The organism is Streptomyces sp. NPDC004284, assembly GCF_042874035.1.
Classification (GTDB): Bacteria; Actinomycetota; Actinomycetes; order Streptomycetales; family Streptomycetaceae; genus Streptomyces.
In genome coordinates, this window is sequence record NZ_JBIAMJ010000001.1 from 11,927 (window position 1) to 31,387 (window position 19,461).

Genomic DNA, 19,461 nt, shown 5'->3' on the forward strand with positions numbered 1-19,461 from the left:
ATATCAGCGAATCCGTGATGCAGTTCCTCCTGGCGTTGATCGTCGTCGGCCCGCTCCTCGGCGCCGCCGCCGCTCTCCTGCCCGCCCCGCCCGGGCTGAAGGGGAAGTCACCCGACCAGGCCGTGCTCCGCCACGGCGTCACCGTCACCGGCGTCATCCTGCTCGCCGCGCTCGTCCTCGCCCTCGGCTTCGACCACGACCACCCGTCGAAGATGCAGGCCACGACGGACATCAGCTGGATCAGGGCACTCGACGTGCGCATCCACCTCGGTGTCGACGGCATCTCCCTCCCCCTCCTGGTCCTGACCGCGCTGCTGACCTTCCTCTGCGCGCTGTACAGCTACTTCAAGATGCCCGCGGGCCCGTCCCCGAAGGCCTTCGTCGCCCTGCTGCTCGTCCTGGAGTCCGGCACCCTCGCCACCTTCGCCGTCCTCGACCTCGTCCTGTTCTTCCTGGCCTTCGAGACGGTCCTCATCCCGATGTACTTCCTCATCGCCCGCTGGGGCGGCGAGGGCAGGCAGGCCGCCGCCTGGAAGTTCATCCTCTACACGCTGCTCGGCTCCGTCGTCATGCTGCTCGGCCTGCTCCTCGTCGGCGTGAAGGCGGGCACGTTCGACATGGTGGCGCTCGCCGCTGACAACGGCCGTGGACTGACCACGTCCGTGCAGGTCATCGCCGTTCTCGCGATCGGTCTCGGGCTCGCCGTGAAGACCCCGATGTGGCCGCTGCACAGCTGGCTCCCGGACGCCCACACCGCCGCCCCGACCGTCGGCTCCGTCCTCCTCGCCGGCGTCCTGCTGAAGATGGGCACGTACGGATTCGTCCGGATCGTCCTGCCGATCGCCCCCGAGGGCATGGCGACCTTCGCCCCCTACCTCGCGGCCTTCGCCGTCGCCGGGATCATCTACGGATCGCTCGCCTGCCTCGCCCTGGTGAAGCCCGGCAACAAGGGCGACCTCAAGCGCCTCATCGCGTACTCCTCCGTCGGCCACATGGGCTTCGTGCTCCTCGGCATCGCCACCATGACCCCCACCGGGGTCAACGGCGCCCTCTTCGCCAACATCGCCCACGGCCTCGTCACCGGCCTGCTGTTCTTCCTGGTCGGCGCCGTCAAGGACCGGTACGGGACGGCCGACCTCGACACCCTCGCCGGAGCCACCGGCGCCGCCCTCTACGGCCGCGCCCCCCGCCTCGGCGCCCTCCTCGCCTTCGCCGCCGTCGCCTCCCTCGGACTGCCCGGCCTCGCCGGCTTCTGGGGCGAGATGCTCGCCCTCTTCGGCGCGTTCGACCCGGCCGAGGGCCTCAGCCGCCCCGCCTTCCTCACCTTCATGGCGATCGGCGGCTTCGGCACCCTCCTCACCGCCGCCTACCTCCTCCTCGTCGTCCGCCGCGTCTGCATGGGCGGCCCGCGACCCGCGGGGGAGACGGCGATCGCCGACGTCCAGGGGTACGAGTTCGCCGCCTGGACCCCGCTCGTCGCCCTCACCGTCCTCGCCGGACTCTGGCCCGCGGTCCTCCTCGGCCTCACCGACCCGGCCGTCCAGCAGCTCCTCGCGGGAGGCCCCCGATGACGTCGTCCCTCGTCCAGTCCGTCGACTGGCTCACGATCGCGCCCCCCACCCTCACGGCCGTGGTCGCCCTCGTCGTCCTCGTCGCCGACCTCTTCCTGCCGCCGGAGCGCAAGCAGCTCCTCGGCTGGACCGCGATCGGCGGCCTCACCGCCGCCCTCGCCCTCCTCCTGCCGCTGCGGGACGGCGACCGCTCCACCTTCTGCCTGACCGCCCAGGCCCAGGCCGAGGGCCACGCGCCCGCGTGCAGCTACACCGCCGACCACTTCACCCTGGTCATCCAGCTCCTCGTCCTCGCCGGAGCGCTGCTCGCCGCGCTCCTCTCCATGGACGAGACCCGCGAGAGGCTCCCGGCCGGCGAGTTCTGGTTCCTGCTGCTGTCCTCGGCCGCCGGCGCCGCCCTGCTGCCCGCCTCCCGCGACCTCGCCACCCTCGTCGTCGCCCTCGAAGTCGCCTCGCTGCCCGCGTTCGCGCTCGTCGGCCTCAAGCGCGGCGACCGCATGTCCGGCGAAGCGGCGCTCAAGTTCTTCCTCTCCTCCGTCACCGCGACCGCCGTCACCCTGCTCGGCGTCAGCTTCGTGTACGCGGCGACCGGCACCCTCCACCTCACGGAGATCGCCCAGCGCCTCGACGACGTCCCCGGACAGCTCCAGACCCTCGCCGAGGCCGGAGTCGCCCTCACCCTCGTCGGCTTCGCCTTCAAGACGGCCGCCGTCCCCTTCCACTTCTGGGTGCCCGACACCTACGTCGGCGCCCCGCTGCCCGTCGCCGCCTACCTCTCCGTCGTCGGCAAGGCCGTCGGCTTCACCGGCCTGATCCTGGTGACGGTCGTCGCCTTCCCGTCGTACGCGGACGTGTGGGGCCCGGCGCTCGCCGCCCTCGCCGCGCTCACCATGACCGCCGGGAACGTCGCCGCGCTCCGCCAGCTGTCCACGCGCGCGCGGAGCGCGGTCCGGCTGCTCGCCTGGTCCTCCGTCGCCCAGGCCGGCTACCTCCTGGTGCCGATCGCGGCCGCCGCGTACTCCAGCGACGACCAGGTCGGCGCCACCGTCGCGTACGCCCTGATGTACGCCGTCGTGAACCTCGGGGCCTTCGCGGTCGTCGCGCTCGTCGCCCGTACCCGCCCCGAGAACCGGATCGCGGACTTCCGGGGCCTGTACGCGTCCAGCCCCGGCGCCGCCCTCGCACTCGCCTTCTTCCTCCTGAATCTGGCCGGTTTGCCCCCGGGTATCATCGGGCTCTTCGCCAAGGTGACCGTCTTCTCGTCGGCCGTCGACGCGGGCCTCGGGTGGCTGGCCGTGATCATGGGCGTCAACGTCGTGATCGCGCTGTACTACTACCTGCGCTGGACGGCCCTGCTCTTCCGCGCGCCGGAGGGCGCCGCTCCGGAGGGCGCCCCCGTCACGCACAGGGGCTCCGCGCCGGTCACCCTGGCGATCGTGCTGACCGCCGCCATCGGAGTCGTCCTGTCGGGTTACCCGCAGTTCGCCCTCCGCTTCGCGACGGGCAGCCTCTTCTGATCCCCCCACAGAGAACCGAGGAGCGACACCCCGTGCTGAACGGATTCAAGGACTTCATACTTCGCGGGAACGTGATCTCGATGGCCATCGGTCTGGCCGTCGGTTCGGCGTTCACGGCCGTCGTCACCGGCTTCAGCAAGGCGTTCATCACCCCGCTCATCGGCCTGGCGACGGGCTCGGTCGGCGACTTCAGCGAGGCCAGCTTCACCGTCGGCCAGACCGTCTTCCCGTACGGCCTGGCGATCGCCGCCGCCATAGCGTTCGTCATCACCGCCGCGGTCCTCTACTTCCTCATCGTCGTCCCGATGACGAAGATCCAGGAGAAGTTCGCCAAGGAGGAGGCGAAGGACCCGAAGTCGGAGAAGCGCGACTGCCCCCGCTGCTTCACCGAGATCCCGGCCATCGCCTCCCGCTGCGCCCACTGCACCAGCGAGGTCGAGCCCACCGTCGGCGGCCTGCAGAAGGTCCCGGCCGCCCGCTGAGGACCGCCTCACCCGTACGGCCCACACGGCACCCCGCGCGAGCCGGGGAACCCGAACCTCCCGCCTGGCGTTGACCAGTGCGGGAGGGTCCACTGGACGAGTGGAAACCACCACGAAGAAAAGGGTTCCCCTGCCGCACCACCTGGAGGGCGTACCGTGCACCGCCGGCACAACGGGCTGAGGACCGCCGTACTCCTCGGAGGGCTCTCGGCCCTCATCATCGTCATCGGCAGCTTCTTCGGGCGTACGGGGCTGATCGTCGGACTCGTCATCGCGATCGCCACCAACGCGTACGCCTACTGGAACAGCGACAAGCTCGCGCTGCGGGCCATGCGCGCCCGACCGGTCAGCGAGTTCGAGGCGCCCGCGCTCTACCGGATGGTGCGCGAGCTCTCCACGCAGGCGCGGCAGCCCATGCCCCGGCTCTACATCTCGCCGACGCAGGCGCCCAACGCCTTCGCGACCGGCCGCAACCCGCGCAACGCCGCCGTCTGCTGCACCGAGGGCATCCTCGCGATCCTCGACGAGCGCGAGCTGCGCGGGGTCATCGGCCACGAGCTGAGCCACGTCTACAACCGGGACATCCTCATCTCCTCGGTCGCCGGGGCACTCGCCTCCGTCGTGATGTTCCTGGTCAACTTCGCCTGGCTGATCCCGGTCGGCCGCTCCAACGACGACGACGGCCCCGGCATCCTCGGCTACCTGCTGATCGTGATCCTCGGACCGATCGCCGCCTCGATCATCCAGCTCGCCATCTCCCGCTCCCGGGAGTACGAGGCCGACGCCTCGGGCGCCCAGCTCACCGGCGACCCGCTCGCCCTCGCCAGCGCCCTGCGGAAGCTGGAGGCCGGCACGCAGCAGCTGCCGCTGCCGCCCGAGCCGAAGATCGAGACCGCGAGCCACATGATGATCGCGAACCCGTTCCGGCCCGGACAGGGCCTCTCCAAGATGTTCTCCACCCATCCGCCGATGGCCGAGCGGATCGCCCGGCTCGAACAGATGGCAGGTCGACGCCCGTGAAGACGATCCTCAACGTCATATGGCTGATCCTGTGCGGATTCTGGATGTTCCTGGGCTACATGCTCGCGGGCGTCCTGCTCTGCATCACGATCATCGGCATCCCCTTCGGACTCGCCGCCTTCCGCATCGGCATCTACGCCCTCTGGCCCTTCGGCCACATGGTCGTGGACCGCCGCGACGCGGGCGCGCCGTCCTGCATCGGCAACGTCCTGTGGCTGATCCTGGCGGGCTGGTGGCTGGCGCTCGGGCACATCACCACCGGCATCGCCCTCTGCATCACGATCATCGGCATCCCGCTGGGCATCGCCAACTTCAAGATGATCCCCGTCTCGCTCCTCCCCCTGGGCAAGGAGATCGTCCCGACGGACCAGCCGTACGCCACCCGCTAGCGAGCCCGCGCGACGCCCCCGCCTGCCCGCGGGCCTACGCCTGCGGCGGCACCGTCCGCCCGCGGCTCACCGACCACGCCACCACGCCCGCCGCCAGCACCCCCGAGCCCACCAGGATCGAGCTCACGGGGAGCGCGAGGGCGAGGGCGGCGCAGCCGGCGAGGCCGAGGGCGGCGAGGGGACGGGAGCGGGGGCCGAGGGTCCAGGCGGAGGCGTTGGCGATGCCGTAGTAGACGAGGACGCCGAAGGACGAGAAGCCGATCGCGCCCCGGACGTCCACGGTCGCCGCGACCACGGCCACGACCGCGCCCACCGCGAGCTCCGCCCGGTGCGGCACCCGGAAGCGCGGGTGGACGGCCGCGAGGGCCGTCGGCAGGTGGCCGTCGCGGGCCATCGCGAGGGTCGTACGGGACACTCCGAGGATCAGGGAGAGGAGCGAGCCCAGGGCCGCGACCGCCGCGCCGACCGTGACCAGCGGCACCAGCCAGCCGGCGTCGGCGGCGCGGGCCGCGTCGGCGAGCGGGGCGGGGGAGTGGGCGAGGGCCGAGGGGCCGAGGACGGTGAGGACGCTCACCGCGACGAGCCCGTAGACGACGAGCGTGAGGCCGAGCGCGAGCGGCACCGCGCGGGGGATGGTGCGGGCCGGATCGCGGACCTCCTCGCCGAGCGTGGCGATCCGCGCGTACCCCGCGAATGCGAAGAAGAGCAAACCCGCGGCCTGGAGCACCCCGCCCGCCGTGACCTCCCCGCCGAGGGCCGGGAGCCCCGCCCCGCCCGCCCCGAAGGAGACCGTGACGACACACGCGAGGACCGCCAGGACCGCCCCCACGATCACCCGGGTGAGCAGCGCCGACTTCTGAACTCCCCGGTAGTTGACGGCTGTCAGGGCGACCACGGCGGCGACCGCCACCGCGTGCGCCTGCTCCGGCCGCACGTACGCCCCGACGGTCAGCGCCATCGCCGCGCAGGAGGCCGTCTTGCCGACGACGAACGCCCAGCCGGCCAGGTATCCCCAGAAGGAGCCGAGGCGTTCGCGACCGTACACGTAGGTGCCGCCGGAGGCGGGGTAGAGGGCGGCGAGCCGTGCGGAGGCCATGGCGTTGCAGTACGCGACGACGGCGGCGGCCCCGAGGGCCCAGAGCAGCCCCGCCCCGGAGCCGGCGGAGCCGGCCGCGGGCCCGAGCGCGACGAAGATCCCCGCCCCGATCATCGAGCCGAGGCCGATCACGACCGCGTCGAAGAGGCCGAGGGAGCGGCGCAGTTCCGGTGTCATGCTCCGCACATTAGACGCCGCATCAGGCGCCGAGGCCGGTCTCCCTGAGCGTGATGTTCAGGCGCCCGGCCAGACCGAGCGCCGGCTCGGCCGTCCCCGGGAACACCCGGGGAACCCCGTGGTGAACCCAGCGCGAAGCCCCGCCGAAGACGAAGAGGTCCCCGGAGGCCAGCTGGACGTCCTGGTACGGCCTGCCCCGGTTCTCCTCGTTCCCGAAGCGGAACACGCACCGGTCCCCGAGGCTCAGCGACACCACCGGCGCTCCGGACCGCTCCTCCCGGTCCTGGTGCATGCCCATGTGCGCCCCCGGCGCGTAGAAGTTCACCAGCGCGGTGTCGGGCGTGAAACCGCCGTGGTCCCCGTACGCCTCGACGAGCGCCTCCCGGCCCAGCGCGACCAGCCGGTCCGGCAGCGCGACGCCGACGGCGTCGAGGTAGCGGTACGGCACCCACCGCCGGCCCAGGCAGAGCGACCGCACGGACATCACGCCGCCGCCGGGCAGCACCGTCCGCCGGTACGGGACGGGCCCGCGCCCCCACTCCCGGCAGGCGTCCACCAGCTCCCGCTGCCGCGCGAACGGCAGCCACGCGGGCACGTGCACCGCCCCGGGCGCCACCACGGCCCGCTCGCGGGGGAAGAGCCCGTCATCGGTCACACGAGGGTCCCAGGGGTCTCAGGGGCCCCGAGGGACCCAGGGGCCTCCAGGGCTCCCTCCAGGGCCCCTTCGAGCCCGAGGAGCCGCTCCTTGCGGTCGAGCCCGGCGGCGTACCCGCGGAGGTTCCCGTCGGCCCCGATCACCCGGTGGCAGGGCCGCACCACGAGCAGCGGATTGCGCCCGATCGCGGTGCCCACGGCCCGCACCCCGGCGCCGGCCGAGCCGACGCGCCGGGCGATCTCCCCGTACGAGACGGTCGTCCCGTACGGGATCTCCTCCAGGGCCCGCCAGACGCGCCGCTGGAACGGGGTCCCGGCGTCGCCGGCGAGCGGGAGGTCGAAGCGGTCGCGGCGCCCGGCGAAGTACTCGCCCAGCTGCCGGGCGGCCTCGGCGAACGCCTCGGGGTCGGGCGTCCACCCGTCCTCGACCTCGACGGCGCCCTTCTGCCCCGGCAGGGACAGCGAGCGCAGCACGGCACGGCCCCCTTCGGCGAGCTCTCCGACGAGGAGCATCTCGCCCAGGGGGCCGTCGACGTACGCGTACACGGTCATGACTGGTTCCTCTCCCCGCACGGGTCTTCCTCGGACCCAGTGTGCGGGGACCGCCGAGCCCGGGGCTGGCGGTATTCGGACACCACCCTCACGACCTCACGGCAAGGTCAGCGGTAGTTCACGAACTGGATCGCGAAGTCGAAGTCCTTGCCCTTGAGCAGCGCCTGCACGGCCTGGAGGTCGTCCCGGCTCTTCGAGCTGACGCGCAGCTCGTCGCCCTGCACCTGCGCCTTGACGCCCTTGGGGCCCTCGTCGCGGATGGCCTTCGCGACCTTCTTGGCGTTCTCCTGGGAGATGCCCTCCTGGACGGAGGCGAAGAGCTTGTACTCCTTGCCGGACAGCTGCGGCTCGCCCTCGACGTCCAGCGACTTCAGCGAGATCCCGCGCTTGATCAGCTTGGACTGGAAGATGTCGAGGATCGCCTTGACGCGCTCCTCGCCGTTCGCCTGCATCAGGATCTTCTCGCCCGACCAGGAGATCGAGGCGTTGGTTCCCTTGAAGTCGTAGCGCTGGGAGATCTCCTTCACGGCCTGGTTGAGGGCGTTGTCGACCTCCTGCCGATCGACCTTGGACACGATGTCGAAACTGGAGTCGGCCATGACTCGTGGCTCCTTGCTCTGATGCTGTGGGGTACCCCCAGAAGCCTAGGGGGTGAGCCGCCGACCGAACCGCTGATCAATCCGGTGGCGAAGCACCCCCCGGGATCAGGTATTGTTTACGTCGTTGCCGGGGAACACCGCAGAAACGCGGAGAACCAAGGCAACGAACCCATGGCGATGTGCCCGAGTGGCCAATGGGAGCGGACTGTAAATCCGTCGGCTTAGCCTACCCAGGTTCGAATCCTGGCGTCGCCACGTGAAGAAGGTCCCCGGTGCTTGCACCGGGGGCCTTCACTCGTTTCCGGGGACGAACTTTCCGGGAACGAACGGGGATGGATCCGGGGGTCAGTTGCCGGCCACGTCCTTCACCGCGACCGAGAGCGGGACCGAACCGGCGATCAGCTCCAGGGTGAGGCCGGCGGTCGCCGGGGTGTCGAGGAGTTCGGCGAGGACCGCGGCCACGTCGTCCCGGGGGACCGGACCGCGGCCCGTGCGGGCCTCCAGGCGGACCATGCCCGTGCCCGCGTCGTCCGTCAGCGAGCCGGGGCGCAGGATCGTCCACTCCAGGGCCGTACGGGAGCGGACCTCGTCGTCGGCGGCCCCCTTGGCGCGGAGGTAGGCGTCGAAGACGTCGTCGCCCGGGTGGGACGCGTCCGCGCCCATCGAGGAGACGACGAGGAAGCGCCGCACGCCCGCGCGTTCCGCCGCGTCGGCGAACAGGACCGCCGCCCCGCGGTCCACCGTGTCCTTGCGGGCGGCCCCGCTGCCCGGGCCCGCGCCCGCCGCGAAGACGGCCGCGTCGGCGCCCTGGAGCACCGCGGCGATCATCTCCACCGACGCCGACTCCAGGTCCAGGACGACGGGTTCGGCGCCCGCGTCCCGCAGGTCGTCGTCCTGTTCAGGGTCGCGGATGATCCCCGCGACCTCGTGCCCCGCCGCCGAGAGCAGCCTCTCCAGGCGCAGGGCGATCTGTCCGTGTCCTCCAGCGATGACGATGCGCATACTCACGACCGTACGACGGGTCCGGCCGGAGGGCTTCCCGGCTCGGGCGGCCGCTCCGGGCGCGCCTGGCGCGGCAGGTCCAGGGCCGCCGCCGAGTCGCAGTACTCCCGCACCGCGCTCGTCCGGGCCACCACCCGCCCCCGGTGCACCACGATCCGGCTGTACGCCAGGGACAGCACGCCCGCCAGGTGCTCGCCGCGCACCGCGAGCAGCTCCGCCGGGAAGCCGGCCTCCACCCGCACCTCCGGGAGGCCCATCACCGCCCGCGCCTCCGCGCCCACCGCCCCGTACGCCTCCTGGGGCGCGAGACCGCCGAGCGAGGCCAGCAGGTAGGCCGCCTCCAGCGGGTCCCCGCGGCCCACCGGGTTGGCCACGTCCCGCAGCGTCCCGCCGCCCGCCGCGACCCGCACCCCGGCCGCCCGCAGCAGCCGCACCGGCGCCGCCCCGCGCAGCTCCGTGCCCCCGCAGCCGCCCTGCGGCAGGCACACCACCGCCACCCCCGCCGCCGCCAGCCGGTCCGCCGCCCGGTGCGCCGCGTCGGAGGGGAGCCGGGAGAGCCCCGCGCACGGCCCGATCGTCACGCCCGGCCGCAGCCCGCCCGCCATCGCCGCGAGCCGGGCCAGGCGCGCCGGGTCGTCCCCGTCGGTGTGCAGGTCGACCGGGACGCCGTGCTCGGCCGCGACGCCGAGGACCGCCTCCACGTATCCGGCCGGGTCGGGGTCGAGGTCCGGGCAGCCGCCGACCACTCCGGCGCCCATCTTCACCGCGTCCCGCAGCATCGCGAGCCCGTCCGCGCCCGCCACGCCCGTGAGCAGCCGGGGCACGGCGACGGCCGTCAGGTCGGCGAGGCCGCGCAGCGAGCGCCGGGCCTGGAGCACGGCTTCGAGCGGGCCGAGCCCCTGGACGTCGCCGATGCGCACGTGCGCGCGGAGCGCCGTCGCGCCGTGGCCGAGCTGGAGCAGCGCGGCCTCGGTGGCCCGCCGCTGCACCTCCTCGGGGGCGTACGAGACGGGGCCGGGGGTGTCGGCGGAGAGCGCGGTGTCGGCGTGGGCGTGGGGTTCGGCGGCGGCGGGCAGCAGCAGATAGCCGGTGAGGTCGACCCGCGCGCCCGGGGCGGCGAGGCTGCCCGCGGTGCCGACGGCCTCGATCCGGCCGCCGACGAGCCGCACGTCCACGGTCCGGCCGTCGGCGAGCCGCGCGCGGGAGAGCAGGAGCGAGGTCGAGTCGGCGGTGGTGGCGGCCCCGTCCTCAGGCGGCTGGGGCTGCTTGCTGTCGGCTGACATCGGCTCCTCAAGGCTCTTCAGGATCAAGATCACGCAGCGTGGGGCCGAGCCTAGGGGCGCTCGGAGCGACCTTCGAGGAGGAGCGCAATAGTCGTACCGATGAGGCCACGAGTGGCGTACGGGACGCCTGATGGGAGCCGTCGCGGGGCCTCGGGGAAACGGATTTGGGTGATGGGCCGGAGACCGTGTAATGTCTTCCTCGCTCGCCCCAATAGCTCAGTCGGTAGAGCGTCTCCATGGTAAGGAGAAGGTCTACGGTTCGATTCCGTATTGGGGCTCTGGTGAGAGGGATCCCGCCTTCGGGCGGGATCCGGATCATCAAAGCGGTGTAGCTCAGTCGGTAGAGCAAGCGGCTCATAATCGCTGTGTCACCGGTTCAAGTCCGGTCACCGCTACAGACAGTAGCCGATTGTGGGGTCGGTCCTGCGATCGGCTACTCTTCTATGCGTTCATCCGTCCATCCGTCCGTCAAGGAGCACTCACGTGGCTGCCACCGACGTCCGCCCGAAGATCACGCTGGCCTGCGTGGAGTGCAAGGAGCGGAACTACATCACCAAGAAGAACCGGCGTAACAACCCGGACCGTCTTGAGATGAAGAAGCACTGCCCCCGCTGCAACTCGCACACCGCGCACCGCGAGACGCGCTAATCAGGCTCGTACACGAGGCCGTCCCCACTCGGGGGCGGCCTCGTGTCGTTTGTCGGCTCCCCCCGACGACATCGGCAACAAATCCAGGAGGTATCGAGTCCATGGCGCTCGACCAGTCCTTCGTGGGCCGGACCTATCCGCCCACCGCGCCCTATGAGGTCGGCCGCGAGAAGATCCGCGAGTTCGCCGAGGCGATCGGTGACGCGAATCCCGCGTACACCGACACCGAGGCGGCCAAGGCGCTCGGACATTCCGATGTGATCGCCCCGCCGACTTTTGTGTTCGCCATCACATTCAAGGCGGCCGGCGCCGTCATCGAGGACCCGCAGTTGGGTCTCGACTACAGCCGAGTCGTCCACGGCGACCAGAAGTTCGCCTACACCCGGCCCGTGCGCGCCGGGGACCGGCTCTCGGTCACCTCCACCATCGAGGCGATCAAGTCCCTCGCGGGCAACGACATCCTCGACATCCGCGGCGAGGTCCACGACGCCAGTGGCGAGCACGTCGTCACCGCCTGGACCAAGCTCGTCTCCCGCGCGCCCGAGGGGGCCTGACCATGACCGCGAAGATCGCCTACGACGAGGTCGAGGTCGGCACCGAGCTGCCCGCCCAGACCTTCCCCGTGACCCGCGCCACGCTCGTGCAGTACGCCGGCGCCTCCGGGGACTTCAACCCGATCCACTGGAACGAGAAGTTCGCGGTCGAGGTCGGCCTCCCGGACGTCATCGCCCACGGCATGTTCACCATGGCCGAGGCGGTCCGCGTCGTCACCGACTGGGCCGGCGACCCGGCCTCCGTCGTCGAGTACGGCGTCCGCTTCACCAAGCCGGTCGTCGTCCCCAACGACGGGACCGGCGCCCTGATCGAGGTCTCCGCCAAGGTCGCCGCGAAGCTCGACGACCGGCAGGTGCGGGTCGACATCACGGCCATGAGCGCCGGGCAGAAGGTCCTGGGCATGTCCCGGGCCGTCGTGCGCCTCGCCTGACCTGGGATTTCCGAGGGGGCGGCCGTCCCGACGAGGCCGCCCCCCTTCCCGGGTTGACAGAGTTAGTGATTGAGTACTAACTTCATCTGCATGACGAGGATGAGTGCAGAGGAGCGGCGCGAGAGCGTGATCCGCGCGGCGATGAAGGAATTCGCCCGGGGTGGCTACTACGGCACCTCCACGGAGGCGATCGCCCGCCGTGTCGGCGTCTCGCAGCCGTACCTCTTCCGTCTCTTCCCCGGGAAGAAGGCGATCTTCCTGGCGGCGTCCGAGCGCTGTCTGGCGGACACCCGGCGGGTCTTCGAGGAGGCCTCCGAGGGGCTGTCGGGGGAGGAGGCCCTGCATGCCATGGCCAACGCCTACACCCGGCTCGTCGCCGAGCGGCCGGACCAGCTCCTGATGCAGATGCAGGTGTACGTCGCGGTGGCCGCCGCGGAGGAGGCCGGGGACCACGAGTTCGGCGAGGCCGTCCGGGCCGGCTGGATGGAGCTGTGGGAGACCGTCCACCTGCCGCTCGGCGCGGACACCGCCGAGACCACGACCTTCCTGGCGTACGGCATGCTCGTCAACACCCTCGTCGCCCTTGGATTCCCGTCCGAGCACCGGGTCTGGGAGGGGTTCTATCCCTCCGCCCGCCGGCTCGAACGGCTGGAGAAGTAGGACGCGTGCCACACACCCGGGCTCCGGCCCGGGGACCGGTCGCCCCATGTTCAGGCCGACCCATGCTCGTAGAAGTTAGTCATCAATAACTAACCCGAAGGGTGAGCAGCAATGAATCAGCCCGAAGCCCGCCGCGGCTCCGCCGCCTGGGCCCTTGTCATCACCAGCGTCGCCGGCTTCATGGCGGCCCTCGACAACCTCGTGGTCACCACCGCCCTGCCCTCCATCCGGAAGGACCTCGGCGGAGCGCTGCACGACCTCGAATGGACGGTGAGCGCCTACACCCTCACCTTCGCCGTCCTGCTCATGTTCGGCGCCGCCCTCGGCGACCGCTTCGGCCGCCGCCGGCTCTTCGTCGCCGGCCTCGCCGTCTTCACCGGCGCCTCCGCCGCCGCCGCGCTCGCCCCCGGCATCGACGCGCTGATCGCCGCCCGCGCCGTCCAGGGCGTCGGCGCCGCGGTCATGATGCCGCTCACCCTCACCCTGCTCACCGCGGCCGTCCCGCCCGCCAAGCGCGGAATGGCCTTCGGCATCTGGGGCGCCGTCAACGGCCTCGCCGTCGCCGCCGGCCCGCTCATCGGCGGCAGCCTCACCGAGCACATCTCCTGGCCGTGGATCTTCTGGCTGAACGTCCCGCTCGGCCTCGCCCTCCTGCCGCTCGCCCGGCTGCGGCTCGCCGAGTCGTACGGCCCCGGCGCCCGCCTCGACATCACCGGCACGATCCTCGCCAGCGGCGGCCTCTTCGGCATCGTGTACGGGCTGATCCGGGGCCCGATCGCCGGCTGGACCTCCACCACCGTCCTCACCGCGCTGATCGCCGGCGCCGCGCTCCTCGGCGGATTCGTCTACCACGGCATCCACGGCAAGGCGCCGATGCTGCCCATGCGGCTCTTCCGCAGCCGCGCCTTCACCGGCATCAACGTGGCCAGCCTGCTGATGTTCCTCGGCATGTTCGGCGCGATCTTCCTGCTCAGCCAGTACATGCAGGGCGTCCTGGGCTACTCGCCCACCCAGGCGGGCCTGCGGATGCTGCCCTGGACCGGCATGCCGATGATCGTCGCGCCGATCGCGGGCGCCCTCTCCGACCGGATCGGCGGCCGCCCGGTCGTCGCCGCGGGCCTCGCCCTCCAGGCGCTCGGCCTCGCCTGGCTCGGCCTCGTCCTGACCCCCGACACCTCGTACGCCGCCCAGCTCCCCGCCTTCGTCGTCAGCGGCATCGGCATGGCCCTGTTCTTCGCCCCCGCGGCCAACCTCGTGATGTCCAGCGTCCGTCCCTCCGAGCAGGGCATCGCGTCCGGCGCCAACAACGCGCTGCGCGAGGTCGGCGGTGCGCTGGGCGTCGCCGTCATGGCCTCGATCTTCTCCGCCCAGGGCGGATACGAGTCGGGCCAGAGCTTCATCGACGGCCTGGTCCCCGCCCTGTGGGTCGGCGCCGGAGCGGTGGCGCTCGCCGCGGTGGCGGTGCTCTTCACCCCCTCGCGGCGCCAGGCCCGACGGGCGGCGGAGGCGGAGGCCGCGGCCGGGACCGGGAACGAGTCCGCAGCCGGGACCGGGAACGAGTCCGCAGCCGGGACCGGGAACGAGTCCGCGGCCGGAACCCCGGCCGGGACCGAGGCCGAGAAGCCGGGTCTGATCGTCGCGTGACGGCGCCCCCGTCCGGGCCGATAGCGAAGAGGTACAGCGCCGCGCACGGCCCCGCCCCTCCGGGCGGGGCCGTCGCCTTTCCTCCGGCGGAGACCACGGCCCGTACCCTTGAGCCCGTGCAGCAGATCGCAGACGCCCCCCTCGCGCCCCTGACCACCTTCCGGCTCGGCGGGCCCGCCACCCGGCTCGTCACCGCCACCACCGACGACGAGGTGATCGCGGCCGTCCGCGAGGCCGACGCCGCCGGGACCCCGCTGCTGATCATCGGCGGCGGCTCCAACCTGGTCATCGGGGACAAGGGCTTCGACGGCACGGCGCTGCGCATCGCCACCACCGGCTTCCACCTGGACGGGACCCGCCTGGAGCTCGCCGCCGGCGAGGTCTGGACGGACGCCGTGGCGCGGACCGTCGGGGCCGGGCTCGCCGGGATCGAATGCCTGGCCGGCATCCCCGGCTCCGCCGGCGCGACCCCCATCCAGAACGTCGGCGCGTACGGGCAGGACGTCTCCGCCACCCTCACCGAGGTCGTCGCCTACGACCGGCGCGCCGAGGAGACCGTCACCCTCACGAACGCCGAGTGCGCCTTCTCGTACCGGCACAGCCTCTTCAAGGACCAGCCCGACCGGTACGTCGTGCTGCGGGTCCGCTTCGAACTGGAGGACGCCGACGGGATGTCGGCGCCCCTCGCGTACGAGCAGACCGCCCGCGCCCTCGGGGTCGCGATGGGCGAGCGGGTGGAGCTCGCGCACGCCCGCGAGACCGTCCTCGAACTCCGCGCGAGCAAGGGCATGGTCCTGGATCCGGCCGACCACGACACCTGGTCCGCCGGCTCCTTCTTCACCAACCCGATCCTCACGGCGGGGGAGCACGAGACCTTCCTCGCGCGCGTGGCCGAGCGGCTCGGCCCGGACGTCACCCCGCCGGCCTTCCCGGCGGGCGAGGACGGCGCCGTGAAGACCTCGGCGGCCTGGCTGATCGACAAGGCCGGCTTCACCAAGGGGTACGGCTCCGGGCCCGCCCGGATCTCCACCAAGCACACCCTCGCCCTCACCAACCGCGGCGAGGCGACCACCGAGGACCTCCTCGCCCTCGCCCGCGAGGTCGTCGCCGGGGTGCGGGACGCCTTCGGGGTCACCCTCGTCAACGAGCCGGTGACGGTGGGCGTCAGCATCTGAGGGCTGTCGCTCGCCGATCCGGGCAGTGCTGTCCATGGCGCAGTTACTGATCACGCCATGCCGACAATGGTTCCGAGAGGTAAGTACGCAAACACGCTGGAGTCGATATTCGCTGAATCGCGAACATCGGACACATGGGGCCGTCAGGTCGGCCTAGCTTCGGGGTGTGAGTGGGCGTGCGACAGTGAAGCGGCAGTTCGGGCATCGTGCCCGGCTTGCGCTGTCGCCTGTCGAGGTTTCGGCAGCTGACGCTCAGGCGCACGCGGCCCGCACGATGTGGAACCTGCTGCATGCCTGGTGGCAGATGATGCCGAAGGACAAGCGGACGTTCGCTGACGCGGACGCCGCGATCCGTCAGGCTCGCAAGGACGTCGACTTCCTTGCTGTCCTCCCCGCGCAGGCCGCGCAGGCGGTGCTCAAGGCGTACGTGCAGGCATGGAAGAACTGCTGGGAGGGTCGTGCGGGTGCTCCAGAGTTCAAGGGCCGGTTCAGGTCCGCCATGTCGGTGGATGTTCCGCAGGGGCGAGACCTTCACGTTCAGCGGGTGCACCGGCGGTGGGGCCAGGTCAATCTGCCGAAGGTCGGGCGTGTGCGGTTCCGCTGGACCAAGGGCCTTCCCGTCGGGAAGGCCGCCGGCTCCGAGAACCGATTGACCGGAGCCCGACTTGTCCGGGATGCGGTCGGCTGGCACATCGCCTTTCGCTTGACGACCGTCGAAGCCGAACCCGAGCCCCACCCGGGGCCGGAGGTCGGCATCGACGTCGGTGTGGCCGTGCCGCTCACCCTGTCCGATGGAACGACGTTCACCCACGGGGAGTGGCTGACCGAGAAGGAGAAGAACAAGCTCCTGCTCCTGGAGCAGCGCGCCGCTCATCGCAAGACACACCGCAAGCCCGGCGAGCACACCTCGCGTCGCCCGCACCGCACCTATGACCAGATCGCGAAGCTCCGAGCGAAAGCCAAGCGACGAGCCAACGACTGGCAGCAGCAGACGACCACCGCCATAGCCCGTGCCTACGGCACGGTCGTGGTTGAGGCACTCGCCATCACAAACATGGTCAAGTCCGCGAAGGGGACCATCGATGCGCCGGGGAAGAACGTCGCGCAGAAAGCCGGGCTGAACCGCGCCATCGCCGCTGAGGCGTGGGGCCGCACGGTCACGATGCTGACGTACAAGACCGCCCGCAATGGTGGAAACCTGGTCAAGGTTCCCGCCCCCGGAACCTCCCAGCGCTGCTCGGTCTGCGGGCACACCACTCCGGGCAGCCGGGAGTCCCAGGCCGCGTTCGTGTGCAAGAACCCGGACTGCGGATGGTCCGGCAACGCCGACCACAACGGCGCCCGGAACGTCTTACACCTGTACCGGATCGGCCTCGTGGCCATCCCGGCTGCCGGGAGGGCAGTCGTCAGACGCGCACGCCGCGTCAAGCCACCCACCGCAAGGTAGGGCGGAATCTCCCCACACACGGGGAGAGCACTCCAAGAGCAGACCTTCCCGGTGGCTCATTCACACTGCCAGCCAGTCGTCGATCCCCGCCAGGAGCTTCGCCCTGACGTCCTCCGGCGCCGCCGAGCCCCGCACCGACTGACGGGCCAGCTCCGCCAGTTCCGCGTCGGTGAACCCGTGGTGCCGGCGGGCGATCTCGTACTGGGCGGCCAGCCGCGAGCCGAAGAGGAGGGGGTCGTCGGCGCCGAGGGCCATCGGGACGCCCGCCTCGAAGAGGGCCCGCAGCGGGACGTCCTCGTGCTTCTCGTACACGCCCAGGGCCACGTTCGACGCCGGGCAGACCTCGCAGGTCACGCCCCGCTCGGCGAGCTTCCGCAGCAGCCGCGGGTCCTCCGCCGACCGCACCCCGTGGCCGACCCGCGCCGCCCGCAGATCGTCCAGGCAGTCCCGTACGGACGAGGGCCCCGTCAGCTCGCCGCCGTGCGGGGCCGCCAGCAGGCCGCCCTCCCGCGCGATCGCGAACGCCCGGTCGAAGTCCCGGGCCATGCCCCGCCGCTCGTCGTTGGACAGCCCGAAGCCGACCACCCCGCGGTCCGCGTACCGCACCGCGAGCCGGGCGAGCGTACGGGCCTCCAGGGGGTGCTTCATGCGGTTCGCCGCGACCAGCACCCGCATCCCGAGCCCGGTCTCCCGCGAGGCCGCGTCGACCGCGTCGAGGATGATCTCCAGGGCCGGGATCAGACCGCCGAGATGCGGGGCGTACGAGGTGGGGTCGACCTGGATCTCCAGCCACCCCGAGCCGTCCCTGACGTCCTCCTGGGCCGCCTCGCGGACGAGCCGCTGGATGTCCTCGGGCGCGCGCAGGCAGGAGCGGGCGATGTCGTACAGCCGCTGGAAACGGAACCAGCCGCGCTCGTCGGTCGCCCGCAGCCTCGGAGGCGTACCGCTGCTCAGCGCCTCCGGGAGATGCACGCCGTACTTGTCGGCCAGCTCGATGAGCGTCGTGGGCCGCATCGAACCGGTGAAGTGCAGGTGCAGATGGGCCTTGGGCAGCAGGGTGAGATCGCGTACGTGCTCCATTGGCCGATACTGCCGCACTCGAATGGACGAATGAAGTCCATTTCCCCGATCGGGACCTTGCTAGAACGCAAAAACGGGCCCCCGGTTCCGGAGAACCGGGGGCCCGCCTGGTGACGTCGCCGGCTGGTGGCCCATCTGGCGACGTCGCTGGCTCAGTCCGTCGCCTCGGCCAGGAGCTTCTGGATCCGGGACACGCCCTCCACCAGGTCCTCGTCACCGAGCGCGTACGACAGGCGCAGGTAGCCCGGGGTGCCGAAGGCCTCGCCCGGGACGACCGCGACCTCGACCTCGTCCAGGATCAGGGCGGCCAGCTCGACCGAGGTCTGCGGGCGCTTGCCGCGGATCTCCTTGCCGAGCAGACCCTTCACCGACGGGTACGCGTAGAACGCGCCCTCCGGCGTCGGGCAGTACACGCCGTCGATCTCGTTCAGCATCCGCACGATCGTCAGACGGCGGCGGTCGAAGGCGGTGCGCATCTCCGCGACCGCGTCCAGGTCGCCGGAGACGGCGGCGAGCGCGGCCACCTGGGCGACGTTGCTCACGTTGGACGTGGCGTGCGACTGGAGGTTCGTCGCGGCCTTGACGACGTCCTTCGGGCCGACGATCCACCCGACGCGCCAGCCCGTCATGGCGTACGTCTTCGCCACACCGTTGACCACGATGCACTTGTCGCGCAGCTCGGGCACGATCGCCGGCAGCGAGGTGAACTTCGCGTCGCCGTAGACCAGGTGCTCGTAGATCTCGTCCGTCAGGACCCACAGGCCGTGCTCGACGGCCCAGCGGCCGATCGCCTCGGCGTCCGCCTCGCTGTAGACCGCGCCGGTCGGGTTCGAGGGGGAGACGAAGAGGACGACCTTGGTCCGCTCCGTGCGCGCCGCCTCCAGCTGCTCCACCGAGACCCGGTAGCCGGTGGTCTCGTCGGCGACGACCTCCACCGGGACACCGCCCGCGAGACGGATCGACTCGGGGTACGTCGTCCAGTACGGCGCCGGGACGATGACCTCGTCGCCCGGGTCGAGGATCGCGGCGAAGGCCTCGTAGATCGCCTGCTTGCCGCCGTTGGTCACCAGGACCTGGGAGGCGTCGACCTCGTAACCGGAGTCGCGCAGCGTCTTGGCGGCGATCGCCTCCTTGAGCTCGGGCAGACCGCCGGCCGGCGTGTAGCGGTGGTACTTCGGGTTCTTGCAGGCCTCGATGGCCGCTTCGACGATGTAGTCCGGCGTCGGGAAGTCGGGCTCACCGGCGCCGAAACCGATCACCGGGCGCCCGGCGGCCTTGAGGGCCTTGGCCTTGGCGTCGACGGCGAGGGTGGCGGACTCGGAGATCGCACCGATACGGGCGGAGACCCGACGCTCGGTGGGAGGGGTAGCAGCGCTCATGAGAGCCATCGTCCCAGACCGCGACGAGGCCCGGCACGCAGGTTTCACGGACCGGACAGGACCGGTCATTACCGGTCGTACGCGCGTCCGGGAGCAGGTCG

The 19,461-nt window shown here is 71.6% G+C and carries 20 protein-coding genes and 3 tRNA genes; 15 read left to right on the forward strand and 8 right to left on the reverse strand.

Annotated elements, in window-relative coordinates; genetic code table 11:
- The first annotated feature begins 17 nt into the window (after window positions 1-17).
- The 5 genes from ACFYUS_RS00065 to ACFYUS_RS00085 all read left to right on the forward strand — a co-directional run bounded on the left by ACFYUS_RS00065 (window position 18) and on the right by ACFYUS_RS00085 (window position 4,979).
- Window positions 18-1,571, forward strand: coding sequence for a NuoM family protein (locus ACFYUS_RS00065; RefSeq protein ID WP_388845920.1), 1,554 nt, complete (start codon window positions 18-20; stop codon window positions 1,569-1,571).
- Window positions 1,568-3,088, forward strand: a complete 1,521-nt coding sequence (locus ACFYUS_RS00070; RefSeq protein WP_388843980.1) for an NADH-quinone oxidoreductase subunit N — start codon at window positions 1,568-1,570, stop codon at window positions 3,086-3,088. Before ACFYUS_RS00065 ends, ACFYUS_RS00070 begins: the two co-directional genes overlap by 4 nt.
- A 32-nt stretch (window positions 3,089-3,120) precedes the next feature.
- The gene (gene mscL, locus ACFYUS_RS00075) at window positions 3,121-3,570 is read left to right on the forward strand and encodes a large conductance mechanosensitive channel protein MscL (protein ID WP_388843982.1); all 450 of its coding nucleotides are present in this window, start codon (window positions 3,121-3,123) and stop codon (window positions 3,568-3,570) included.
- Window positions 3,571-3,726: 156 nt separating this feature from the next.
- Window positions 3,727-4,590 carry a zinc metalloprotease HtpX gene (gene htpX / locus ACFYUS_RS00080; RefSeq protein ID WP_388843984.1) on the forward strand — a complete coding sequence of 288 codons (864 nt, stop codon included), beginning with the start codon at window positions 3,727-3,729 and terminating at the stop codon, window positions 4,588-4,590.
- Window positions 4,587-4,979 (forward strand): YccF domain-containing protein, encoded by a 393-nt coding sequence (locus tag ACFYUS_RS00085; protein ID WP_388843986.1) that lies wholly within the window; start codon window positions 4,587-4,589, stop codon window positions 4,977-4,979. The genes htpX and ACFYUS_RS00085 overlap by 4 nt, the downstream gene beginning before the upstream one ends.
- Window positions 4,980-5,013: 34 nt before the next feature.
- Here ACFYUS_RS00085 and ACFYUS_RS00090 read toward each other — a convergent pair whose 3' ends face one another.
- The 4 genes from ACFYUS_RS00090 to ACFYUS_RS00105 all read right to left on the reverse strand — a co-directional run bounded on the left by ACFYUS_RS00090 (window position 5,014) and on the right by ACFYUS_RS00105 (window position 8,057).
- Window positions 5,014-6,252: an APC family permease gene (locus tag ACFYUS_RS00090; protein ID WP_388843988.1), complete on the reverse strand. Its 1,239-nt coding sequence runs from the start codon at window positions 6,250-6,252 to the stop codon at window positions 5,014-5,016.
- Window positions 6,253-6,274: 22 nt separating this feature from the next.
- Window positions 6,275-6,907 (reverse strand): alpha-ketoglutarate-dependent dioxygenase AlkB family protein, encoded by a 633-nt coding sequence (locus ACFYUS_RS00095; protein WP_388843990.1) that lies wholly within the window; start codon window positions 6,905-6,907, stop codon window positions 6,275-6,277.
- Entirely contained in the window at window positions 6,904-7,458 is a 555-nt protein-coding gene (locus ACFYUS_RS00100) for a methylated-DNA--[protein]-cysteine S-methyltransferase (RefSeq protein ID WP_388843991.1), read from the reverse strand. Before ACFYUS_RS00100 ends, ACFYUS_RS00095 begins: the two co-directional genes overlap by 4 nt.
- Before the next feature lie 107 nt (window positions 7,459-7,565).
- Entirely contained in the window at window positions 7,566-8,057 is a 492-nt protein-coding gene (locus ACFYUS_RS00105; RefSeq protein WP_041130732.1) for a YajQ family cyclic di-GMP-binding protein, read from the reverse strand.
- A gap of 173 nt (window positions 8,058-8,230) precedes the next feature.
- Between ACFYUS_RS00105 and ACFYUS_RS00110 the strand changes: the two genes are divergently transcribed.
- Window positions 8,231-8,312, forward strand: a tRNA-Tyr gene (locus ACFYUS_RS00110).
- A gap of 90 nt (window positions 8,313-8,402) precedes the next feature.
- On the opposite strand, the gene ACFYUS_RS00115 is transcribed toward ACFYUS_RS00110, so the two are convergent.
- Both ACFYUS_RS00115 and ACFYUS_RS00120 read right to left on the reverse strand, forming a co-directional pair.
- Window positions 8,403-9,059: an SDR family oxidoreductase gene (locus ACFYUS_RS00115; protein WP_388843993.1), complete on the reverse strand. Its 657-nt coding sequence runs from the start codon at window positions 9,057-9,059 to the stop codon at window positions 8,403-8,405.
- Window positions 9,060-9,061: 2 nt separating this feature from the next.
- Window positions 9,062-10,342 carry an amidohydrolase family protein gene (locus ACFYUS_RS00120; RefSeq protein ID WP_388843995.1) on the reverse strand — a complete coding sequence of 427 codons (1,281 nt, stop codon included), beginning with the start codon at window positions 10,340-10,342 and terminating at the stop codon, window positions 9,062-9,064.
- Between the two features lie 205 nt (window positions 10,343-10,547).
- Between ACFYUS_RS00120 and ACFYUS_RS00125 the strand changes: the two genes are divergently transcribed.
- The 9 genes from ACFYUS_RS00125 (at window position 10,548) to ACFYUS_RS00165 (ending at window position 16,901) form a co-directional block, all read left to right on the forward strand.
- Window positions 10,548-10,620 (forward strand) — tRNA-Thr (locus ACFYUS_RS00125).
- 44 nt (window positions 10,621-10,664) lie between these two features.
- Window positions 10,665-10,737 (forward strand) — tRNA-Met (locus ACFYUS_RS00130).
- Window positions 10,738-10,825: 88 nt separating this feature from the next.
- Complete coding sequence (gene rpmG / locus ACFYUS_RS00135) at window positions 10,826-10,990, forward strand: 50S ribosomal protein L33 (RefSeq protein ID WP_003956487.1); 165 nt, start codon at window positions 10,826-10,828, stop codon at window positions 10,988-10,990.
- 101 nt (window positions 10,991-11,091) lie between these two features.
- Window positions 11,092-11,544: a MaoC family dehydratase N-terminal domain-containing protein gene (locus tag ACFYUS_RS00140; protein ID WP_030687915.1), complete on the forward strand. Its 453-nt coding sequence runs from the start codon at window positions 11,092-11,094 to the stop codon at window positions 11,542-11,544.
- Window positions 11,545-11,546: 2 nt separating this feature from the next.
- Complete coding sequence (locus ACFYUS_RS00145) at window positions 11,547-11,975, forward strand: MaoC family dehydratase (RefSeq protein ID WP_388843997.1); 429 nt, start codon at window positions 11,547-11,549, stop codon at window positions 11,973-11,975.
- A 90-nt stretch (window positions 11,976-12,065) separates the two neighbouring features.
- The gene (locus tag ACFYUS_RS00150) at window positions 12,066-12,635 is read left to right on the forward strand and encodes a TetR/AcrR family transcriptional regulator (RefSeq protein WP_388843998.1); all 570 of its coding nucleotides are present in this window, start codon (window positions 12,066-12,068) and stop codon (window positions 12,633-12,635) included.
- Between the two features lie 111 nt (window positions 12,636-12,746).
- On the forward strand, window positions 12,747-14,279 hold the full coding sequence (locus ACFYUS_RS00155) for an MFS transporter (RefSeq protein ID WP_388843999.1): 1,533 nt from the start codon (window positions 12,747-12,749) through the stop codon (window positions 14,277-14,279).
- A gap of 20 nt (window positions 14,280-14,299) precedes the next feature.
- Entirely contained in the window at window positions 14,300-15,454 is a 1,155-nt protein-coding gene (locus ACFYUS_RS00160) for a UDP-N-acetylmuramate dehydrogenase (protein WP_388845923.1), read from the forward strand.
- 166 nt (window positions 15,455-15,620) lie between these two features.
- On the forward strand, window positions 15,621-16,901 hold the full coding sequence (locus ACFYUS_RS00165) for an RNA-guided endonuclease InsQ/TnpB family protein (protein ID WP_388844001.1): 1,281 nt from the start codon (window positions 15,621-15,623) through the stop codon (window positions 16,899-16,901).
- A gap of 60 nt (window positions 16,902-16,961) precedes the next feature.
- Here ACFYUS_RS00165 and ACFYUS_RS00170 read toward each other — a convergent pair whose 3' ends face one another.
- Together ACFYUS_RS00170 and ACFYUS_RS00175 are read right to left on the reverse strand one after the other, a co-directional pair.
- Window positions 16,962-17,981, reverse strand: coding sequence for an adenosine deaminase (locus ACFYUS_RS00170; protein ID WP_388844003.1), 1,020 nt, complete (start codon window positions 17,979-17,981; stop codon window positions 16,962-16,964).
- 152 nt (window positions 17,982-18,133) lie between these two features.
- Window positions 18,134-19,360 carry a pyridoxal phosphate-dependent aminotransferase gene (locus tag ACFYUS_RS00175; RefSeq protein ID WP_388844005.1) on the reverse strand — a complete coding sequence of 409 codons (1,227 nt, stop codon included), beginning with the start codon at window positions 19,358-19,360 and terminating at the stop codon, window positions 18,134-18,136.
- Between the last annotated feature and the right edge of the window lie 101 nt (window positions 19,361-19,461).

Coding starts and splice junctions, on each gene's coding strand:
- ACFYUS_RS00065 (WP_388845920.1), top strand. CDS start 18: ATGCAGTTCCTCCTGGCGTTGATCGTCGTCGGCCCGCTCCTCGGCGCC.
- ACFYUS_RS00070 (WP_388843980.1), top strand. CDS start 1,568: ATGACGTCGTCCCTCGTCCAGTCCGTCGACTGGCTCACGATCGCGCCC.
- ACFYUS_RS00090 (WP_388843988.1), bottom strand. CDS start 6,252: ATGACACCGGAACTGCGCCGCTCCCTCGGCCTCTTCGACGCGGTCGTG.
- ACFYUS_RS00100 (WP_388843991.1), bottom strand. CDS start 7,458: ATGACCGTGTACGCGTACGTCGACGGCCCCCTGGGCGAGATGCTCCTC.
- ACFYUS_RS00105 (WP_041130732.1), bottom strand. CDS start 8,057: ATGGCCGACTCCAGTTTCGACATCGTGTCCAAGGTCGATCGGCAGGAG.
- ACFYUS_RS00115 (WP_388843993.1), bottom strand. CDS start 9,059: ATGCGCATCGTCATCGCTGGAGGACACGGACAGATCGCCCTGCGCCTG.
- ACFYUS_RS00120 (WP_388843995.1), bottom strand. CDS start 10,342: ATGTCAGCCGACAGCAAGCAGCCCCAGCCGCCTGAGGACGGGGCCGCC.
- ACFYUS_RS00140 (WP_030687915.1), top strand. CDS start 11,092: ATGGCGCTCGACCAGTCCTTCGTGGGCCGGACCTATCCGCCCACCGCG.
- ACFYUS_RS00145 (WP_388843997.1), top strand. CDS start 11,547: ATGACCGCGAAGATCGCCTACGACGAGGTCGAGGTCGGCACCGAGCTG.
- ACFYUS_RS00150 (WP_388843998.1), top strand. CDS start 12,066: ATGACGAGGATGAGTGCAGAGGAGCGGCGCGAGAGCGTGATCCGCGCG.
- ACFYUS_RS00155 (WP_388843999.1), top strand. CDS start 12,747: ATGAATCAGCCCGAAGCCCGCCGCGGCTCCGCCGCCTGGGCCCTTGTC.
- ACFYUS_RS00170 (WP_388844003.1), bottom strand. CDS start 17,981: ATGGAGCACGTACGCGATCTCACCCTGCTGCCCAAGGCCCATCTGCAC.
- ACFYUS_RS00175 (WP_388844005.1), bottom strand. CDS start 19,360: ATGAGCGCTGCTACCCCTCCCACCGAGCGTCGGGTCTCCGCCCGTATC.